This is a genomic window from Streptomyces sp. NPDC093984 (assembly GCF_044764595.1).
GTDB classification, from domain to species: Bacteria; Actinomycetota; Actinomycetes; order Streptomycetales; family Streptomycetaceae; genus Streptomyces; species Streptomyces cynarae.
In genome coordinates this window covers 47,381-65,330 of sequence record NZ_JBIWIM010000004.1, presented here as the reverse complement: position 1 = coordinate 65,330, position 17,950 = coordinate 47,381, and the positions used below count along the sequence as shown (strand labels likewise).

16 protein-coding genes are annotated in these 17,950 nt (G+C 71.4%); 8 read left to right on the top strand and 8 right to left on the bottom strand.

The features are described 5' to 3' along the window. Positions 1–337: 337 nt before the first annotated feature. From ACIRC0_RS16345 to folE, 5 genes are all read left to right on the top strand, one after another. Entirely contained in the window at positions 338–1,471 is a 1,134-nt protein-coding gene (locus tag ACIRC0_RS16345) for a zinc-dependent metalloprotease (RefSeq protein WP_403616651.1), read from the top strand. Between the two features lie 204 nt (positions 1,472–1,675). Continuing rightward, entirely contained in the window at positions 1,676–2,722 is a 1,047-nt protein-coding gene (gene tilS, locus ACIRC0_RS16340; protein ID WP_403616649.1) for a tRNA lysidine(34) synthetase TilS, read from the top strand. 226 nt (positions 2,723–2,948) lie between these two features. After that, entirely contained in the window at positions 2,949–3,509 is a 561-nt protein-coding gene (hpt, locus tag ACIRC0_RS16335) for a hypoxanthine phosphoribosyltransferase (protein ID WP_103840506.1), read from the top strand. Between the two features lie 242 nt (positions 3,510–3,751). Further along, a complete protein-coding gene (gene ftsH, locus ACIRC0_RS16330) occupies positions 3,752–5,773 on the top strand; it encodes an ATP-dependent zinc metalloprotease FtsH (RefSeq protein WP_403616645.1) in 2,022 nt (673 codons plus the stop codon). 135 nt (positions 5,774–5,908) lie between these two features. Next, positions 5,909–6,514, top strand: coding sequence for a GTP cyclohydrolase I FolE (gene folE, locus ACIRC0_RS16325; RefSeq protein ID WP_403616642.1), 606 nt, complete (start codon positions 5,909–5,911; stop codon positions 6,512–6,514). 118 nt (positions 6,515–6,632) lie between these two features. On the opposite strand, the gene ACIRC0_RS16320 is transcribed toward folE, so the two are convergent. The 6 genes from ACIRC0_RS16320 to ACIRC0_RS16295 all read right to left on the bottom strand — a co-directional run bounded on the left by ACIRC0_RS16320 (position 6,633) and on the right by ACIRC0_RS16295 (position 11,955). Further along, positions 6,633–7,127, bottom strand: a complete 495-nt coding sequence (locus ACIRC0_RS16320; RefSeq protein WP_403616639.1) for a DUF3180 domain-containing protein — start codon at positions 7,125–7,127, stop codon at positions 6,633–6,635. Between the two features lie 77 nt (positions 7,128–7,204). Next, positions 7,205–7,816, bottom strand: a complete 612-nt coding sequence (folK, locus tag ACIRC0_RS16315) for a 2-amino-4-hydroxy-6-hydroxymethyldihydropteridine diphosphokinase (protein ID WP_403616636.1) — start codon at positions 7,814–7,816, stop codon at positions 7,205–7,207. Next, complete coding sequence (gene folB / locus ACIRC0_RS16310; RefSeq protein WP_366028030.1) at positions 7,813–8,172, bottom strand: dihydroneopterin aldolase; 360 nt, start codon at positions 8,170–8,172, stop codon at positions 7,813–7,815. The genes folK and folB overlap by 4 nt, the downstream gene beginning before the upstream one ends. Before the next feature lie 258 nt (positions 8,173–8,430). Then, complete coding sequence (locus ACIRC0_RS16305) at positions 8,431–8,931, bottom strand: nuclear transport factor 2 family protein (protein ID WP_403616632.1); 501 nt, start codon at positions 8,929–8,931, stop codon at positions 8,431–8,433. Continuing rightward, positions 8,928–9,815: a dihydropteroate synthase gene (folP, locus tag ACIRC0_RS16300; protein ID WP_403616630.1), complete on the bottom strand. Its 888-nt coding sequence runs from the start codon at positions 9,813–9,815 to the stop codon at positions 8,928–8,930. The genes ACIRC0_RS16305 and folP overlap by 4 nt, the downstream gene beginning before the upstream one ends. 301 nt (positions 9,816–10,116) lie before the next feature. After that, positions 10,117–11,955 (bottom strand): phosphatidylglycerol lysyltransferase domain-containing protein, encoded by a 1,839-nt coding sequence (locus ACIRC0_RS16295; protein ID WP_403616628.1) that lies wholly within the window; start codon positions 11,953–11,955, stop codon positions 10,117–10,119. 210 nt (positions 11,956–12,165) lie between these two features. Between ACIRC0_RS16295 and ACIRC0_RS16290 the strand changes: the two genes are divergently transcribed. Together ACIRC0_RS16290 and ACIRC0_RS16285 are read left to right on the top strand one after the other, a co-directional pair. Then, the gene (locus tag ACIRC0_RS16290) at positions 12,166–13,296 is read left to right on the top strand and encodes an alpha/beta hydrolase (RefSeq protein ID WP_403616625.1); all 1,131 of its coding nucleotides are present in this window, start codon (positions 12,166–12,168) and stop codon (positions 13,294–13,296) included. Between the two features lie 362 nt (positions 13,297–13,658). Next, positions 13,659–14,825, top strand: coding sequence for a hypothetical protein (locus ACIRC0_RS16285; protein ID WP_403616622.1), 1,167 nt, complete (start codon positions 13,659–13,661; stop codon positions 14,823–14,825). A gap of 95 nt (positions 14,826–14,920) precedes the next feature. Here the strand turns inward: ACIRC0_RS16285 and ACIRC0_RS16280 are convergent, their stop codons facing one another. Next, positions 14,921–16,252, bottom strand: a complete 1,332-nt coding sequence (locus ACIRC0_RS16280) for a PH domain-containing protein (protein ID WP_403616620.1) — start codon at positions 16,250–16,252, stop codon at positions 14,921–14,923. Continuing rightward, entirely contained in the window at positions 16,249–16,740 is a 492-nt protein-coding gene (locus ACIRC0_RS16275; protein ID WP_263231220.1) for a PH domain-containing protein, read from the bottom strand. The genes ACIRC0_RS16280 and ACIRC0_RS16275 overlap by 4 nt, the downstream gene beginning before the upstream one ends. A gap of 31 nt (positions 16,741–16,771) precedes the next feature. On the opposite strand from ACIRC0_RS16275, the gene ACIRC0_RS16270 reads away from it, so the two are divergent. Beyond that, entirely contained in the window at positions 16,772–17,923 is a 1,152-nt protein-coding gene (locus ACIRC0_RS16270; RefSeq protein ID WP_403616618.1) for an NADH-quinone oxidoreductase subunit D, read from the top strand. Positions 17,924–17,950: the final 27 nt, after the last annotated feature.

Genomic DNA, 17,950 nt, shown 5'->3' with positions numbered 1-17,950 from the left:
CAGCCGTGCCGCTGACCGCTCGTTGTGGGCAGCCGTGCCGCCGACCGCTGTGGGTGTCGTTCGCCTGGCGCGGGCGGGCCGGTCGCCACTGGCGGTCGTCGCGCCGGACACGGGCGTCGCCGACCACCCGGAGCTCCTGCCAGGTCCGCCGCTCGGAGGCACCGGCCCGCCCTACCGGTCCACCGCAGGGCGACGGTGGTCCCCCCTGCTCGAGCGAAGCCGAGAGCTTGGGGAGGGTGGGCACACCGGCACCGCCGAGCACAGCTCGGCCGAGGCCCAGCCCGGCCAAGCTCCCTCAGCCCTGCCACCGGCGGCAGCGCTCACGTACCGTTGACACATGACGAGCATCGGTGGTGCCGGATCTCCTGGGATGGTCGACTGGAATCTCGCGGTGGCGACCGCGACCCGGCTCGTGCGGCCGGGCCCCGAAGTGAGCCGCGACGAGGCCCGGGCCGTCGTCGCCGAGCTGCGCCGCCACGCGAAGGCCTCGGAGGAACATGTCCGGGGCTTTACTCGTATGGGTGAAGAGGGTGTGCACGACACCCCGGTCCTCGTGGTCGACCGCCCCGGCTGGGTCCGGGCGAACGTCGCCGGGTTCCGGGAGATCCTCAAACCCCTCCTCGACAAGTTGTCGCAGCGCCGCGGCAGCACGCCCGGCGGGGCCGTCCTCGGCGCCGTGGGCGGCAAGGTCACCGGCGTGGAAGTGGGCATGCTGCTGTCGTTCCTGTCCAGCCGGGTGCTCGGCCAGTACGAGACCTTCGCCCCGCCCACACGCGAGCTGCCCGCGGGCGAGAACGGCGGTGGCCGCCTGCTGCTGGTCGCGCCGAACATCGTCCACGTCGAGCGGGAGCTGGACGTGGAGCCGCACGACTTCCGCCTCTGGGTCTGCCTGCACGAGGAGACGCACCGCACGCAGTTCACCGCGGTGCCCTGGCTGCGCGACCACCTGGAGGGCGAGATCCAGTCGTTCCTCGCAGAAACCGACATCGATCCCATGACCGTCCTGGAGCGCGTCAGGGAGGCCGTCCAGTCGCTCGCCGGGGGCCGCCCGGAGGGCGAGGAGGGCGACGACGGGCACTCCCTCGTGGAACTCGTGCAGACCCCCGCCCAGCGGGAGATCCTCGGCCGACTCACCGCGGTGATGTCGCTCCTGGAGGGACACGCCGACTTCGTGATGGACGGCGTCGGACCGGAGGTCGTGCCGAGCGTCGCCGAGATCCGCGAGAAGTTCCAGCAGCGCCGCGCCAGGGGCGCCTCCCGCCTGGACCTGGCCCTGCGCAAGCTGCTGGGCCTGGACGCCAAGCTCAGGCAGTACCGCGACGGCGAGCGGTTCGTGCGGGCGGTAGTCGAGCAGGTCGGCATGGACGGCTTCAACCGTGTGTGGACCTCCCCGAACACCCTCCCGACCAAGGCGGAGATCGCCAAACCGGCGGACTGGGTCGCACGGGTGCACCGCAGGGCGGAATCGTGAACCCGGAGTGAGAGCCATTAATCCGGAGTGAAGTAATCCGGCCGTCGACAGGTCAACGCTCCGCCAATCACTCTTCCGAGGGACCGTGAGCCTGGGACAGGCGTGCAATGCTCGGGGAACGGCCCGTTTCTGTCACCATCTACACACTCTGAGTGACCGGCTTCGGGCTCACCCCCCGACACAACTTCATGAAGGGAACCGGACATGGGTCCCCATCCCGCGGTCGCGGCGATACGCCTGGCGGTCCGCCGCGTCCTCCACGACATCCTGACCGAGCAGACCGCCGGGCGGCCGAGAGAGCACGTGACCGTCGGCCGTCCGCCCCACGAGCGCCCCTCCGCGCCGCTCGTGCTCGTGGCGTGCTCGGGCGGCGCCGACTCCATGGCGCTCGCCTCCGCCCTCGCTTTCGAAGCACCCAAGCTCGGCATCTGCGCCGGCGGCATCACCGTCGACCACGGCCTGCAGCCCGGCTCCGACCTGCGCGCCGCCGAGGTCGTCCTGCGCCTGCGCGAGCTGGGCCTGGACCCCGTCGAGTCCGTCGCCGTCACCGTCGGCCGTGACGGAGGGCCTGAAGCCGCCGCCCGCGACGCGCGCTACGCCGCCCTGGACGCCGCCGCCGACCGCCTCGGCGCGACCGCGATCCTGCTCGGGCACACCCGCGACGACCAGGCCGAGACCGTCCTGCTGGGCCTCGCCCGCGGCTCCGGCATCCGCTCCCTGTCCGGGATGGCCGCGGTCTCGGGGGCCGGCGGCCGCTACCGCCGCCCCTTCCTCCACATCGACCGGCAGACCGCCCGCAGGGCCTGCATGACCCAGTCGCTGTCCGTCTGGGACGACCCCCACAACACCGACCCCGCCTACACCCGCTCCCGGCTCCGCCACGAGGGCCTGCCCGCCCTGGAGAAGGCGCTCGGCAAAGGCGTCGTCGAAGCCCTCGCCCGCACGGCGCAGCTCTCCCGCGACGACGCCGACGCTCTCGACGCCTGGGCCAGCCAGGCCGAGGCCTCCGTCCGCGACGCCTCCGGGCTCCTGGAGTGCGCCAAGCTCTACGCCCTGCCCCCCGCCGTCCGCCGCCGCATCCTGCGCCGCGCCGCCATCGAGGCGGGCGCCCCGGCCGGGTCCCTCTTCGCCCGGCACATCGAGGAGGTCGACCGGCTGATCACCGGCTGGCGGGGTCAGGGGGCCATCAATCTCCCGGGCAAAGTCGTCGCCCAGCGGCAGGGTGGCAGACTGGTGATTCGGCAAGGCTGAGAACACGCCCCCTGCGGGAGGCGCCCGGCCACCCCTCGGGGGGTCGGTCAGCCACGCGAGCGGGCCAAGGGGCGCGCCGCTGTCCGAGGAAGAGCGCGGGCACGCCGCGAGAGCAGTAGCCGTCACACGGCTGCCGCCGCGCGGGTGACCGGCCGCTCTCGGCCCTCGACGGCGGCACGGCGCCCCCGGAGCGCGAGCAATCGAAGCGGCGGGACGACCGAAAGTGATGCGGGTGGACGCGAAAGACATGGGTGCCGACCTCAAGCAGGTGCTCATCACCAAGGAAGAGATCGACGCGAAGCTGGCCGAGCTGGCCGCGAAGATCGACGCGGAGTACGCGGGCAAGGACCTGCTGATCGTCGGCGTTCTCAAGGGCGCGGTGATGGTGATGGCCGACCTCGCCCGGGCACTGTCCACCCCCGTCACGATGGACTGGATGGCCGTGTCCTCCTACGGCGCGGGAACGCAGTCCTCCGGCGTCGTACGGATCCTCAAGGACCTCGACACCGACATCAAGGGCAAGCACGTCCTGATCGTCGAGGACATCATCGACTCCGGGCTGACCCTGTCCTGGCTGATCTCCAACCTCGGCTCCCGCGAGCCCGAGTCGCTGAAGGTGTGCACGCTGCTGCGCAAGCCGGACGCCGCCAAGGTCGCCATCGACGTCGAATGGGTCGGATTCGACATCCCGAACGAATTCGTCGTGGGCTATGGCCTCGACTACGCGGAGAAGTACCGCAACCTCCCGTTCGTCGGTACTCTCGCGCCCCACGTCTACGGCGGCTGAACCCTCCGCGGCCCGGCGCTCTTGGCCGGGCTCCCGGCCGCCCGCGCGGCGGCCGGATCCCGGATCGAGGTCTTTGTAAGACGTTCGGGAACCACAACGGGTTTCGCGCCGTTGGAGATGCGAGGGCGGTATTGCCGGTAGTCCCCTGCGGCTGAGGGTGGCGATCCTGGGGTACCGTCGGAAGAACTGTTTTTATCAAACTCACTATGGCAGGAGGGACGGGGCGGCACCGCTCCGTATGGATGGACGTGAAGCGATACTTCCGTGGGCCGGTCATGTGGATCGTGCTGGCCGTCCTTGCCGTGGTCGTGTTGATGCAGGTCGTCGGCTCCTCGGGCGGCTACAAAACGGTGGACACCGGCAAGGTCGTCCAGGCGATCGATAACAACCAGGTCGACTCGGCCAAGCTGACCACCGGTGACGAGCAGGTCATCAAGGTCTCGCTCAAGGACGGCGTAAAGGTCGACGGCAGCTCCAAGATCCAGGCGAGCTACATCGGCGACCAGGGCGTGACCCTGGCCAACAGCCTGCAGAACAAGTACGAGAACAAGCAGATCCCGAAGGGCTACACGGTCTCGCCGTCCAAGCAGAACCCCTTCGTCGGCATCCTGCTCTCCCTGCTGCCCTTCGTCCTGATCGTGGTCGTCTTCCTGTTTCTGATGAACCAGATGCAGGGCGGCGGCTCCCGGGTGATGAACTTCGGCAAGTCGAAGGCCAAGCTCATCACCAAGGACACCCCGAAGACGACGTTCTCGGACGTCGCGGGTGCGGACGAGGCGGTCGAGGAGCTGCAGGAGATCAAGGAGTTCCTGCAGGAGCCGGCCAAGTTCCAGGCTGTCGGCGCGAAGATCCCCAAGGGCGTGCTGCTCTACGGCCCGCCCGGTACCGGTAAGACGCTGCTGGCGCGTGCCGTCGCCGGCGAGGCGGGTGTCCCGTTCTACTCGATCTCGGGTTCCGACTTCGTCGAGATGTTCGTCGGTGTCGGTGCCTCCCGGGTCCGTGACCTGTTCGAGCAGGCCAAGGCGAACGCCCCGGCGATCGTCTTCGTCGACGAGATCGACGCGGTCGGCCGCCACCGCGGCGCCGGCCTCGGCGGCGGTCACGACGAGCGCGAGCAGACCCTGAACCAGCTGCTCGTCGAGATGGACGGCTTCGACGTCAAGGGCGGCGTGATCCTCATCGCGGCCACGAACCGCCCCGACATCCTCGACCCGGCCCTCCTGCGTCCCGGCCGCTTCGACCGTCAGATCGCGGTCGACCGCCCGGACATGCAGGGCCGTCTGGAGATCCTCAAGGTCCACCAGAAGGGCAAGCCGGTCGCCCCGGACGTCGACCTGTCGGCCGTCGCCCGCCGCACCCCCGGCATGACCGGCGCCGACCTCGCCAACGTCCTGAACGAGGCCGCGCTGCTGACGGCCCGCAGCGACAAGAAGCTGGTCGACAACCGGATGCTGGACGAGGCGATCGACCGCGTGGTCGCGGGCCCGCAGAAGCGGACCCGGATCATGTCGGACAAGGAGAAGAAGATCACCGCGTACCACGAGGGCGGCCACGCCCTGGTCGCGGCGGCCTCGCCGAACGCCGACCCGGTCCACAAGATCACGATCCTGTCCCGCGGCCGCGCCCTCGGCTACACGATGGTCCTCCCGGACGAGGACAAGTACTCCACGACCCGCAACGAGATGCTGGACCAGCTGGCCTACATGCTGGGCGGCCGTGCGGCCGAGGAGCTCGTCTTCCACGACCCGACCACCGGTGCCGCGAACGACATCGAGAAGGCCACCAACCTGGCCCGCGCGATGGTCACGCAGTACGGCATGACCGAGCGCCTCGGTGCGATCAAGTTCGGCAGCGACGGCAGCGAGCCGTTCCTCGGCCGTGAGATGTCTCACCAGCGCGACTACTCGGAAGAGGTCGCCGCGCTGGTGGACGAGGAAGTCAAGAAGCTCATCGAGACGGCGCACAACGAGGCCTGGGAGATCCTGGTCGAGAACCGCGACGTCCTCGACAACCTCGTCCTGGCCCTCCTGGAGAAGGAGACCCTGGGCAAGGAGGAGATCGCCGAGATCTTCGCGCCCGTGGTCAAGCGTCCGCCGCGGCCCGCCTGGACCGGTTCCTCGCGCCGCACGCCGTCCACCCGCCCGCCGGTGCTCTCCCCCAAGGAGCTCGCACTGACGAACGGGGCGAACGGCGCGACCCCGGCGATCGCGAACGCCGAGTCCGTCTCCACGGAGGCGTCTGCGGAGGACCGCCGCGAGAGCTGAACACGGGTCCCACCGGCCCCGGAATTTCGGCCGCGCCCCCCAGGGTTCTAGCCTGGGGGGCGCGGCCGGTTTTCGTAGGGCCGCGGATGAGACGCGCGACCCGTGCGCGTCACAGGCGCAGGAACGAGGCACCACATGACCGACCCGGTGACGCTGGACGGCGAGAGCACGATCGGCGAGTTCGACGAGAAGCGTGCGGAGAACGCCGTGAGGGAACTGCTCATCGCGATCGGGGAGGACCCGGACCGAGAGGGGCTGCGTGAGACGCCGGGCAGGGTGGCGCGGGCGTACCGGGAGCTTCTGGCCGGGCTCAGGCAGGAGCCCGAGGACGTACTGACGACGACGTTCGATCTGGGCCACGACGAGATGGTCCTGGTCAAGGACATCGAGATCGTCTCCCTCTGCGAGCACCACCTGCTGCCGTTCCACGGTGTCGCCCATGTCGGCTACATCCCGTCCGAGAGCGGAAAGATCACCGGCCTGTCGAAGCTGGCGCGTCTCGTCGAGGTGTTCGCACGCCGGCCGCAGGTGCAGGAACGACTCACCACGCAGATCGCCGACTCGCTCATGCGCATCCTCGAGGCGCGGGGCGCCATCGTCGTCATCGAGGCCGAGCACATGTGCATGTCCGTGCGCGGCATCCGCAAGCCGGGCGCCAAGACGACGACGTCGGCCGTGCGCGGTCAGCTGAGGGACGCCACGACGCGCGCCGAGGCGATGAGCCTGATATTGGCGCGCTGACCGCGCTGACGGCGCTGACGGCGCTGGCCGCGCTGGCCGCGCTGGCCGCGCTGACGGCGCTGGCCGCGCTGACGGCGCTGGCCGCGCTGACGGTGCTGGCCGCGCTCAGCGCCGTCCGTCAGGAGACAGGTGCCGCGTTGCCGTCGTTGCCCTCGTGGTCGTCGTCCTCCGGGAGCTTGCAGACCCGCTCCAGGAACAGGGCGGCCGCTATGACCGCGATGCCCGCGACGACCGAGAAGCCGGCGTAGATGGCCTGGTCGCGGCGGGAGGGCATGTCCAGGGAGCCCAGGAGGAAGACGCCCGTGCCTCCGTACATGCCGGCCACCAGGGACGCGACCAGGGCACTGGCCTGGCCGAAGACGACCGCGCGGGCCGCCATCAGCGGGTCGACGCCCTTCGCGTCCTGGCGGCGCTCCCGCTGGGCCTTGAGGCGGGAGCGCAGGGAGAGCGCCGTGGCCAGCAGGACCACGGCGATCAGGGCGAGGACGACGGGCGCGGCCAGCGGGACCCGGGGCAGTGTGCCGAAGGCGTCCCACAGGCGGGCGCCCGCCCAGGACAGCACTCCGGCCACCACGAACACCGCCACCAGCGTCCTGACGCGCAGCTCTTTCACGATGTCCCTTCGTCGGCCCGGCCGTCGGTCGCACGGGGCGGTGATCCGGGAGGCCCCGGCCCGGTAGACCTTAACGACTACTCGGGCAGCCGGAGTTCCAGGTCGGCGCGGGGCGTGACCCCGTGGCGGGTGACGGCGTCGAGCAGGTGTGCCACCGGGCCGCGGCCGGGCAGCTGCGCCTCGGGGTCGAGGTCGTGCCACGGCGCGAGCACGAAGGCCCGCTCGTGGGCGCGCGGGTGGGGCAGCGTGAGCACCGGGTCGTCGGAGACCACGTCGGCGTAGGCGACGATGTCCACGTCCAGCGTGCGCGCCCCCCAGCGCTCGTCGCGCACCCGGTGGAAGGCCTCCTCGACGGCGTGCGCCCGCTCCAGCAGGGAGGAGGGGGGCAGGGTCGTCTTCACGACGACCACCGCGTTGAAGTACGCCGGCTGGCTGCCGGGGGCCACGCCCCACGGCTCGGTCTCGTACACCGGCGAGACCGCCTTGACGCGGACGCCCGGCGTGTCCTCCAGGGCGTCTATCGCGCCCTGGAGGTTCTCCAGGCGGTTGCCCAGGTTCGAGCCGATGGAGATCACGGCCCGTTTCGGGTTCTGCAGGGTGGTGTCGGCGGCGTCCACTTTCTCCACGACGGAGGTGGGCACCGGCTGGACGGTCGGGTCGCTCTGACCCCCGGCGAAGAAGGCGGTCATACTCGGCTCCGGGTGATGGTGACGGTCACGTCGTCGAAGGGGACCGTGATCGGGGCGTCCGGCTTGTGGACGCAGACCTCGACCTCCTGGACCGGGGCGTGCTTGAGGCAGGACAGTGCGATGCGCTCCGCGAGCGTCTCGATGAGGTTCACGGGCTCCCCCTCGACCAGGGCGACGACCTCCTCGGCCACGACGCCGTAGTGCACCGTCTTCGTCAGGTCGTCGTCGGTCGCGGCCGGCCGGGTGTCCACGCCCAGGACGAGATCGACGATGAAGGTCTGGCCCTCCTCGCGCTCCTTGGGGAACACGCCGTGGTGCCCGCGGGCCTTCAGGCCGCGCAGCGCGACACGATCCACGCGAATCACTCCTGCAATCGTCGGTAGCGGCCGATTCTCACCGGGTGCGGACGGTACACCGGCCTCGAACGAATCTACCTGCGGGCACTGACAGCGTCGGCCCACGGGGGCACGCGCCGACGGCACCGGCGGGAGGGTCCATCGGACGTTTCCCCTGGGGAACACGGTGGCTCATGGACGGGTAGCCGCCCATACCCAGGAGTAGGTGATTCCGACCACTTCAGGCCGCCTACCCACTCACGCGGGCCGTCCACCTCCTCAGACGGAGTCGTCCTCCTCGTCCTCACTGGTTTCGGTCAGCACGGGCGAGGCGTGGTGCGACCAGAGCTTCCAGCCGTCGGACGTGCGGCGGAACACGTTCGTGGCGACCACGAGCTGGCCGACGAGCGGCCCCGGCTCCTCGCCGCCGTCGGGGGACGGGCCGCCGCTGAGGATGTTCTCCGTGCAGGTGACGAGGGCGGTGTCGCCGGTCACGGAGACATGGACGTCGGTGAGGAAGAACTGGATGTAGTCGGTGTTCGCCATGATCAGCGCGTACGACCTCAGGACCTCGCCGCGTCCGGTCAGGACGGGCCAGCCGGGGTGGACGCAGGCGACCACGCCGGTGTCGGCCGGGTCGTGGTACTCCTCGTCCACGCCCAGGTCGGAGGGGGCGAGCCAGAGCGAGGACAGCTCCTCGAAGTCACCCCGCTCCATGGCCTCGTAGAAGGCGGTGTTGGCCAGTTCGACCTGTTCGACGTCGGTGTGGGCGGTGCTCACCGGGCTCCTTCGGGGGTTCCGGTCGTGCGTGCGTCCTCCAGGGCGCGGGCGACGCGTACGGCGTCCGCCGTCGCGCGCACCTCGTGCACGCGCACGGCCCAGGCGCCGGCGTCCGCGGCGAGTGCGGAGACGGCGGCCGTGGCGGCGTCGCGCTCCCGTGCGGGCGGGGGTGCGCCCTCGGGCCCGGCCAGGACGCGGCCGAGGAACCGTTTGCGGGAGGCGGCCACCAGGAGGGGGTGGCCGAGGCCGAGCAGGCGGTCGAGGTGGGCGAGCAGGACGAGGTCGTGCTCGGCGTCCTTGGAGAAGCCGAGACCGGGGTCGACGACGATGCGGTCCGGGGCGACGCCGCCCTCGAGGACGGCCTCCACGCGCGCGTGCAGCTCGTCCACGACCTCGGTGACGACGTCCCCGTACACGCCCTTGACGTTGCCGCCCTGCAGGAAGCCGCGCCAGTGCATGACCACGAAGGGGGCGCCCGTGGCCGCGACGACCGGGATCATCGCGGGGTCGGCGAGGCCGCCGCTGACGTCGTTGACGAGCGCGGCACCGGCGGCGAGGGCCTGCTCGGCGACACTGGCGCGCATGGTGTCGACGGAGACCGTGACACCCTCGGAGGCGAGGCCGCGCACGACGGGGATGACCCGCCTCAGCTCCTCGGCCTCGTCGACACGGGTGGCACCGGGGCGGGTGGACTCCCCGCCGACGTCGACGAGGTCGGCGCCCTCGGAGACCAGGTCGAGACCGTGTTTGACGGCGACGGTGGTGTCGAACCAGCGGCCGCCGTCGGAGAAGGAGTCGGGGGTGACGTTGACAACCCCCATGACCGCACAGCGGTCCCACACCGGAAGACCGGCCACGCGGCCCCGCCCACTCTTCGTGCTCATACGTTCAGCGTAGGCCCCCGGGGCCTGTCTTTCGGATCAGCTCGGCGTCGTGAGGCGTGGCAAAGACAGGCCCGAGCCGCCCGGCACCCGGCCCACGGGGCGGGTGGCCGCCACAGCGGGTCGGCGGCGCCGGGGGCGGCGCCTCCGGGATACGGCTGGGTCGGAGGACGGCTCGTCGGGCACGGCGCCGCCTGGGACGGCTCCGCCCGTCGCTGCGGAGTGCGGCTGCGGCCGGCTCCGGGGACGGCCCGGTCGAGGCCCCCCGGGGGATCGGGGCCTCGACCGGGCCTGGCGGGGCCTGTCAGGCCCGGCTGGGGGTCCGTACCCCGCGTTCCGCCACGCCGTGCGCGCACGGGCGCGGGGCCCGGGACCTGCGGCGCAGGACGCGGGGGAGGGCCAGGTTCACGAAGCCCTCGGCCTGCATGACCGCGAAGCCGATGCGCGGGAGGTCGCGGGTGGAGGCGTACACCATGAAGCGCGGCTCCCAGCGCGGCTGGAACTTGGCGTTGAACTTGTACAGGGACTCGATCTGGAACCACCGGGAGAGGAAGACCAGCAGCCCTCGCCACGCCCGCAGCACGGGCCCCGCACCGATCTTCTCGCCGCGGGCCAGCGCCGAGCGGAACATCGCGAAGTTCAGCGAGACCCGCTCGATGCCGAACTTCGGGGCGGCCTGCAGCGCGGCCACGATCAGCAGTTCGTTCATGCCCGGGTCGGCCGAGCGGTCGCGGCGCATCAGGTCCAGGGAGGCCCCGTCCGTGCCCCAGGGGACGAAGTGCAGGACGGCCTTGAGGTCGCCGTACGCTCCCGCCTCGGCGTCCGCCTTGTGGGCCGTCGCGATCAGGCAGTCGCCGTCGGCCGGGTCCCCGACACGGCCGAGCGCCATGGAGAAACCGCGCTCGGTGTCCGTACCGCGCCAGTCCTCGGCCGCCCGTCGTATGCGCTCCAGCTCGCCCTCGCCGAGGTCACGGATGCGCCGTACCCGGGTCTCGTAACCGGCGCGCTCGATGCGCTTCACCATCTGGCGCACGTTGCGCATCGCGCGCCCGGAGAGGGAGAAATCCTTGACGTCCACCACCGCCTCGTCACCCAGTTCGAGGGCGTCCAGGCCGGTCTCGCGGGTCCACACCTCGCCGCCCGTCTCCGAGCAGCCCACGACCGCGGGCGTCCAGGAGTGCGCCTTGGCCTCGTCCATGAACCGCTCGATGGCGCCCGGCCAGGCCTCCACGTCGCCGATCGGGTCGCCGCTCGCCAGCATCACGCCCGACACGACGCGGTACGTCACCGCCGCCTTGCCGCTCGGTGAGAAGACGACCGCCTTGTCGCGGCGGAGCGCGAAGTGGCCGAGGGAGTCACGGCTGCCGTGCTTGTCCAGCAGGGCGCGCAGCCGTGCCTCGTCCTCCTCGGTGAGCTGGGCGGCCGGGTGTTCGGGCCGGAACGCCAGGTAGATCGTGGTGATCGCGGTGATCAGACCGAGCGCGCCGAGCGAGAAGCCCACCGTCCAGGAGGTGTTGCCGGTGTAGTCGACCGGGCCCTCGAAGCCGAACAGGCCGTACAGGACGTGTTCGAGGCGGTCGGACAGGCTCGGGTCGCCGACCATGCGGTGCGAGTGGACGCTGACGATGACCAGGCCCAGCCCCACGGAACCGGCGCCCATGAGGATGAAGTTGGCCAGGGCGCGCCAGCGGCTGCGCGGGTCGGGCAGGGCCGCGAACTCGCCTCGGTGGCGCAGCAGCGGCACCAGCAGCGCCACCGCGATGAGCACGCCGACGAGCGAGTGGCGGTAGACGTACTCCGACACGGCGCCCGCCGGAAGGAGCAGTACCGCGGCGCGCCACGCCCGGCGCTTGCGCCGGCGCAGCCCGTGGGCCAGGAGCAGCAGCAGGACGCCCGCGCTCAGGGACAGGGCCGCGGCGAAGGGCCCGAACGAGCCGGGCAGGACCTCGGCCATGCGGTGCATACGGCTGTGCCGGAAGCGCGGGAACACGCCGCCGGCGATGTCCAGGACTCCCACGAGGGTGCAGGCCCTGGCGATCAGCGTGGGAACGGCCTCCGGACGCGGGCCACGGAGTATGCGCCGCACCACAGGTGATCGCTCCGGAACCTCACCCGACTTTTCCCCATCTATCCTGACAGACATCGCATCCCGTAGTTCTGCGAGAGACCTTGAGCCCGGTGCCGATCGGGGCATCCGGCGACATTGCGCCCTCTAGGACGGTGTCTCGGGGAGAGAGGTTCACTCCCCATCACAAAGCTGGTTCAAAGCCGACGGAAAGTCCGGGGCAAGGACCGGCGAAACCGCGGGGGCGGGCCCCGCGGCCGTATGGAAAGCGCAGGCAGGAAAGAGCCCATGGGTCTCACGAGCAACAAGGTGCTGGCGCTGGCGATCGTGTTCGCCGTGCTGCTGTTCGCCGGCACGGTGTGGTACTGGCCGCGGCTGGCGCGACGGAACTGGCGGGCCGTCAGTGGACGGGTCGGTCTGCTGTTCGCCACCCAGTTGTCGATCTTCGCGTCCCTCGGGCTCTTCGCCAACCAGTCCTTCGGCTTCTACGCCAGCTGGTCCGATCTGTTCGGGCAGGACAAGGGACAGGGCGTGGTCGTCGACAACGGTGCCACGGGAGCGAGCGGCGGAGCCGTCCAGGTGGTCGGCACGCAGAAGGTGAACGTGGCGGGCGGCGGACAGCCGCAGATCGGCGGACAGATCCAGAGAATCACCATATTCGGCGCCAAGACCCATATCGCCACGCCGGCGTACGTCTACCTGCCGCCGGAGTACTTCCAGCCGCAGTTCCGCACGCGGTCGTTCCCGGTGGGCGTCGTCCTCACCGGCTACCCGGGTACGGCGGAGGCGCTCATCAAGGGGCTGAAGTACCCGCAGACGGCGCACGACCTGGCCAAGAGCGGCAAGATGCAGCCGATGATCCTGGTGATGCTGCGCCCGACCGTGGTGCCGCCGCGGGACACGGAGTGCGTGGACATCCCGGGCGGGCCGCAGGTCGAGACCTTCTTCGCGAAGGACCTCCCCGACTCGATCAAGTCCCACTACAAGAGGGTGGGCGTCAGGCCCGCCGGCTGGGGCATCATCGGCGACTCCACGGGCGGCTACTGCGCGCTGAAGTTCGCGATGCACCACCCGGACGTCTATGCCGCCGCGGTGGGTCTGTCGCCGTACTTCAAGGCGCCGATCGACCCGACCACGGGCGACCTCTTCCACGGGAACAAGGATCTGCAGAACCGCGCCGACCTGATGTGGTACCTCAAGCACATGCCGGCGCCCAACACCTCACTGCTCGTCACGAGCAGCAAGCACGGCGAGTTCCATTACAAGGCCACGCTCAAGTTCATTCAGCAGGTGCGGGCCAACAAGGTGACCCGGATCTCGTCGCTCATCCTCGACAGCGGCGGCCACAACTTCAACACCTGGCTGCGGGAGATCCCGGGTTCGCTGGAGTGGCTGAGCGGGCGGCTCAGCGACCGCTGAGCGGGTGAATGGGCGGTATCTCCACGGGAATTCGCCGCAATCCGGAGACGGCCGGCTCCCAGTTCCCTTTCGGGAGGGGAGCCGGGCCGCGGTAACGAGCTTCCGGCCGCACGATAAACGATCTTGAAGATCTGTCCCGGCGGCTCAGGAAGGGGCTCGCGGAGTGCCGAAACGGCCCGGCGGAGCGGCCCATGCCTCCCCTTCGGGCGCCGGTGGCGTATCCGCGTCCGAAGGGAATCTCCCGGATTCGGGAGGGTGTTGTTCTCATTCCGGTGCCGTGGGGCTGTGGGAACGTTGCGGTGTGGCCGCATTTTTACCGGGCGTGGCACCATCATTCGCCTACGCGCGGTAAGTTTCTGGCCATGCCACGTGGACGTCACCGTCATTCCCCACCCTTGCACAGGCTGTTGCCTCCTTCGGTGATCGCAGGCGTCTCGGTCGTCTGCGCCGTGGGGCCCTGGTTGTTCACGGAGCCGCTGGTGCTCCGTGGGCTGGCCGCGGGTGCCGCGGTCACGACGATCCTGGGCTCGGTCGTCATGCGCCGCTGGGACCTGGCCGCGGGCAAACGCGTCGCCGACCTCACGCGCGCGCGTGCGAGCGACGAATGGCGTCACGAGGAGCGCGTCGCCGAGCTGGAGACCGACCTCGAGGAGTCGCGCGAACTGCGCGCCAAACTGGAGCAGAGGCTCCGCGCCAAGCGCACGGAACTGGCCAATCTCCGCAACGAACACGCCGCCCTGCTGCGGCGGTACGCCACGGCGGAGACGGAGCGCGCGAGCGCCCTGGAGGGCCGCCGCCGGCTGGCGATCGAGGCCGCGCCCGCTTCGCGGGAGCTGTCCGCGCCGGTCACGGAGGCGCCCGCCACCGAGCCGGACAAGGACGCCGGGCCGGCACCGTCCGCGCCCCGGGCGTTCTCCCCGGAGGGCCCGGCGCTCTTCGCGGCGGCCAACGAGGCGCTGGCACGGCTTGCCCGGGGCGGGGACGCGGGCGCGGCCGGAGAGCCGGACGCCGGCTCCGGGGCGGCGAGCGAGAAGGACTCCCCGACGAAGGGCGGCCCGGACGACGACGGTGGCGAGCGCGCCTCCGCCGACCCCGACGCCCCGGAGGGCCCCGAGGCCGGCGCCGAGACCGAGGGCGAGGGCGAGTCGGCCGCCGAGCAGGAACCCCCGGCCGCCTCGAAGGAGCAGCAGCCCCAGCCCCCCGCCGCCAAGTCGGCCCACACCACCGGTCACTTCACGGTGCCGACCGCCGTGGCCGTCGTGCCGTCGGCCCCGCGTCCGCGCCCGGCCGTCGAGGGCGGGTTCGACTTCTTCGGCACCAAGTCGCGGCAGAGCCTGGAGTCCGTGCAGAACGAGGACCTCGCGGACGTCGTCGGCCAGGAGGCGCTCGCGGTGCACAAGGCGGAGTCCGAGTCCGGCTTCAAGTCCGCGGATCCCGAGGCGCGCGCCGTCGGCCAGGTCATCGACCTGACGGCGCACGACGAGACCGAGCGGATCGACGTCCAGGGGCTGCGGACCGCGGCCTCCTGAACCCGCCAGGACGTGGAATGAGGGGCGGCGGCACATCAGGTGCCGCCGCCCCTCACGTCGTCACGTCGCCCCTCGTCGCGTGGTGGCGCTGCCGCCTACGAGGCCATCCACCGGTCCGGCCGGGCGTCCCGACGCCCCGTGCGCGACCGGTCCGCCTGCGCGTACAGCAGCTCCGTCGCCTCCTTTGCGTCCCTCAGGCCCGCCGTGACCGTCTCGTTCGCGCCGGTGTCCAGGTGCACGTCGGCGACCCGCCACAGTCGCTGCCAGGGCCCCTGCGTCAGCCGTGCGCTCTGCACCTTGGCGTGCGGGACGAGGGACAGGGTGCGGCGCAGCAGGCCGCGCCGGGCGGCGAAGACCGCCTCGGTGACGGCCAGCCCCTGGCCGCGCCACCACACCGGCAGGCACCGGGCCGCGCGCCGCGGCGGCCGGGACAGGGACGTCGGCACGGTCACCCCGGGCAGCACCCGGGCGATCACCGACTCGGCGGCCGCGCGCGGGGCGACCGGGACCAGCACCGAGTTGGACGAGCCGGCCACGCCCAGTTCCACCCGCACCCAGCCGCGCCTCCGCCACAGCAGCGGCTCCACGATCCGTACGCTCTGCACGCGCCCCGGCGGCACCGTCTCGTGCGACCGGTCCAGCAGCCCGTGGTCGATACGGAGCCCGTCCGGCGACTCGCCCACCGTCCAGTCGTACGCGCGCACGAAACGCCCCGCCGACCTGGTGGCCGCGCCGCCGAGCAACGGCAGCCCGGCGGCCAGCACCGCCCCCACGCTGTGCGTGCCGAGCCACACCAGCGTCGGCACGACCAGGGCGGCGAGCAGCGAGCCCCAGGTGGCCCCGATGAGGAGGAGCGAGACGGCCAGGTCGCCCGGCGGCACGTGCAGCAGCCGGCGCACCGGCGCCTCGCCGACCTCGCGCGCCGCCTCGGGGGCGAAGCCGGCCGCGCGGGCGAGGAGCTCGGCCCGCAGCGCCCGCGCCTCCCCCTGGCCGAGATAGGCCAGTTCGTCCTTCTTGTGGGTGCCGATGACGTCCAGCTTCAGCTTGGCGACACCCACGAGGCGGGCCAGCAGCGGCTGGGTGACGTCGACGGCCTGCAGCCGGTCCAGACGGATGTGCGCGGTACGGCGGAACAGCAGGCCCGTGCGGATGCGCAGTTCGGTGTCGGTCACCGAGAAGTGCGTGAACCACCAGCTGAGGAAGCCGTACAGGGCGGCGGCCGGCACCAGGACCGCGAGCCCGATGAGGAGCGCGGTCGCGGTCAGCTTCGCCAGCTGCTCCTGGGCCTGGTTCGGGTCGTGCACGGCCCAGCCGACGACCACGGCGACCGGCGCCCAGGCGCGCCGCAGCGGGGTCACGGGATGCAGCCGCCGCTCGGCGCCGCGCTGCCCCTCGGGTATGCCGGGCTGTGCCCCGCCGTCGCTCACAGCCCCGCCGATCGGGCCTCGCCCAGCTCGGTCAGCCGGTCCCGCAGCCGCTCCGCCTCGGCCGGATGCAGCCCCGGGATCCTGGCGTCGGTCGCGGCTGCGGCGGTGTGCAGCTGGACGCTCGCCAACCCGAAGTGCCGTTCGACGGGACCGGAGGTCACCTCCACGAGTTGCATGCGGCCGTAGGGCACCACGGTCTCCTCCCGCCACAGCACGCCCCGGCTGATCAGCAGGTCGTCGGCGCGCTCGGCGTACCGCCAGGAGCGCCAGTTGCGGCCGAGCAGCACCCAGCCCCAGGCGAGCCCGGCCAGCGGCAGCAGTGCGAACAGCGCCCACACCGGCCCTGCCAGCAGCCCGGGCAGCAGCGCCACCACAACGGCCCCCAGCCCCAGCCACACCACCAGCAGCATCCGCCGCATCCTCAGCAGCCCCGGCGGCAGACCCGTCCAGAGGGGCTCCCCGCCCGCCTTCACCGTCCCCGTTTCCATGGCGCAAGCGTACGTACGAGAGACTGTTTCCATGACTCCTACGACGGAGACCATGGTCGGGATCGGCGGCGCCGCGGAGAGCACCGACATGGTGCTCAACATCGGGCCCCAGCACCCGTCCACGCACGGTGTGCTGCGGCTGAAGCTGGTGCTGGACGGCGAGCGGATCAGGCGCGCTGAGCCGGTCATCGGCTATATGCACCGCGGTGCGGAGAAGCTGTTCGAGGCGCGTGACTACCGCCAGATCATCATGCTGGCCAACCGCCACGACTGGCTCTCCGCCTTCTCCAACGAGCTGGGCGTGGTCCTCGCCGTCGAGCGGATGCTCGGCATGGAGGTGCCCGAGCGCGCCGTGTGGATGCGCACGCTGCTCGCGGAGCTGAACCGGGTCCTGAACCACCTGATGTTCCTCGGCTCCTATCCGCTGGAGCTGGGCGGCATCACGCCGGTGTTCTACGCGTTCCAGGAGCGCGAGGAGCTCCAGAACGTCATGGAGGAGATCTCCGGCGGCCGCATGCACTACATGTTCAACCGGGTCGGCGGGCTCAAGGAGGACCTTCCGGCCGGCTGGACCGCACGCGCGCGTACCGCCGTCCGTGACGTGCGCTCCCGTATGGACCGGTTCGACGACCTGGTGCTCGGCAACGAGATCTTCCGGGGGCGCACCCGGGGCGTGGGCGTCCTCGCGCCGGAGATCGTGCACGCGTACGGCGTGAGCGGACCGATCGCACGCGCCTCCGGTGTGGACTTCGACCTGCGCCGGGACGAGCCGTACCTGGCCTACGGGGAGCTCCAGGACACCCTCAGGGTCGTCACCCGGCAGGAGGGCGACTGCCTGGCCCGCTTCGAGTGCCTGCTGGAGCAGACGCACGTCGCGCTGGACCTGGCCGACGCGTGTCTGGACCGGCTCGCTGAGCTGCCGCCGGGGCCGGTCAACCAGCGCCTGCCCAAGGTGCTCAAGGCGCCCGAGGGCCACACCTACGCCTGGACCGAGAACCCGCTCGGCATCAACGGCTACTACCTGGTCAGCAAGGGCGACAAGACCCCGTACCGGCTCAAGCTCCGCTCGGCCTCGTACAACAACATCCAGGCGCTGACCGAGCTGCTGCCGGGCACGCTGGTCGCGGACATGGTGGCGATCCTGGGGTCGATGTTCTTCGTGGTGGGGGACATCGACAAGTAGCTTCCCCGAGCCGTTCGGGCCGTCGAG

Coding starts and splice junctions, on each gene's coding strand:
- ACIRC0_RS16345 (WP_403616651.1), top strand. CDS start 338: ATGACGAGCATCGGTGGTGCCGGATCTCCTGGGATGGTCGACTGGAAT.
- tilS (WP_403616649.1), top strand. CDS start 1,676: ATGGGTCCCCATCCCGCGGTCGCGGCGATACGCCTGGCGGTCCGCCGC.
- hpt (WP_103840506.1), top strand. CDS start 2,949: ATGCGGGTGGACGCGAAAGACATGGGTGCCGACCTCAAGCAGGTGCTC.
- ftsH (WP_403616645.1), top strand. CDS start 3,752: ATGGACGTGAAGCGATACTTCCGTGGGCCGGTCATGTGGATCGTGCTG.
- folE (WP_403616642.1), top strand. CDS start 5,909: ATGACCGACCCGGTGACGCTGGACGGCGAGAGCACGATCGGCGAGTTC.
- folK (WP_403616636.1), bottom strand. CDS start 7,816: ATGACCGCCTTCTTCGCCGGGGGTCAGAGCGACCCGACCGTCCAGCCG.
- folP (WP_403616630.1), bottom strand. CDS start 9,815: ATGAGCACGAAGAGTGGGCGGGGCCGCGTGGCCGGTCTTCCGGTGTGG.
- ACIRC0_RS16295 (WP_403616628.1), bottom strand. CDS start 11,955: ATGTCTGTCAGGATAGATGGGGAAAAGTCGGGTGAGGTTCCGGAGCGA.
- ACIRC0_RS16290 (WP_403616625.1), top strand. CDS start 12,166: ATGGGTCTCACGAGCAACAAGGTGCTGGCGCTGGCGATCGTGTTCGCC.
- ACIRC0_RS16285 (WP_403616622.1), top strand. CDS start 13,659: ATGCCACGTGGACGTCACCGTCATTCCCCACCCTTGCACAGGCTGTTG.
- ACIRC0_RS16275 (WP_263231220.1), bottom strand. CDS start 16,740: ATGGAAACGGGGACGGTGAAGGCGGGCGGGGAGCCCCTCTGGACGGGT.
- ACIRC0_RS16270 (WP_403616618.1), top strand. CDS start 16,772: ATGACTCCTACGACGGAGACCATGGTCGGGATCGGCGGCGCCGCGGAG.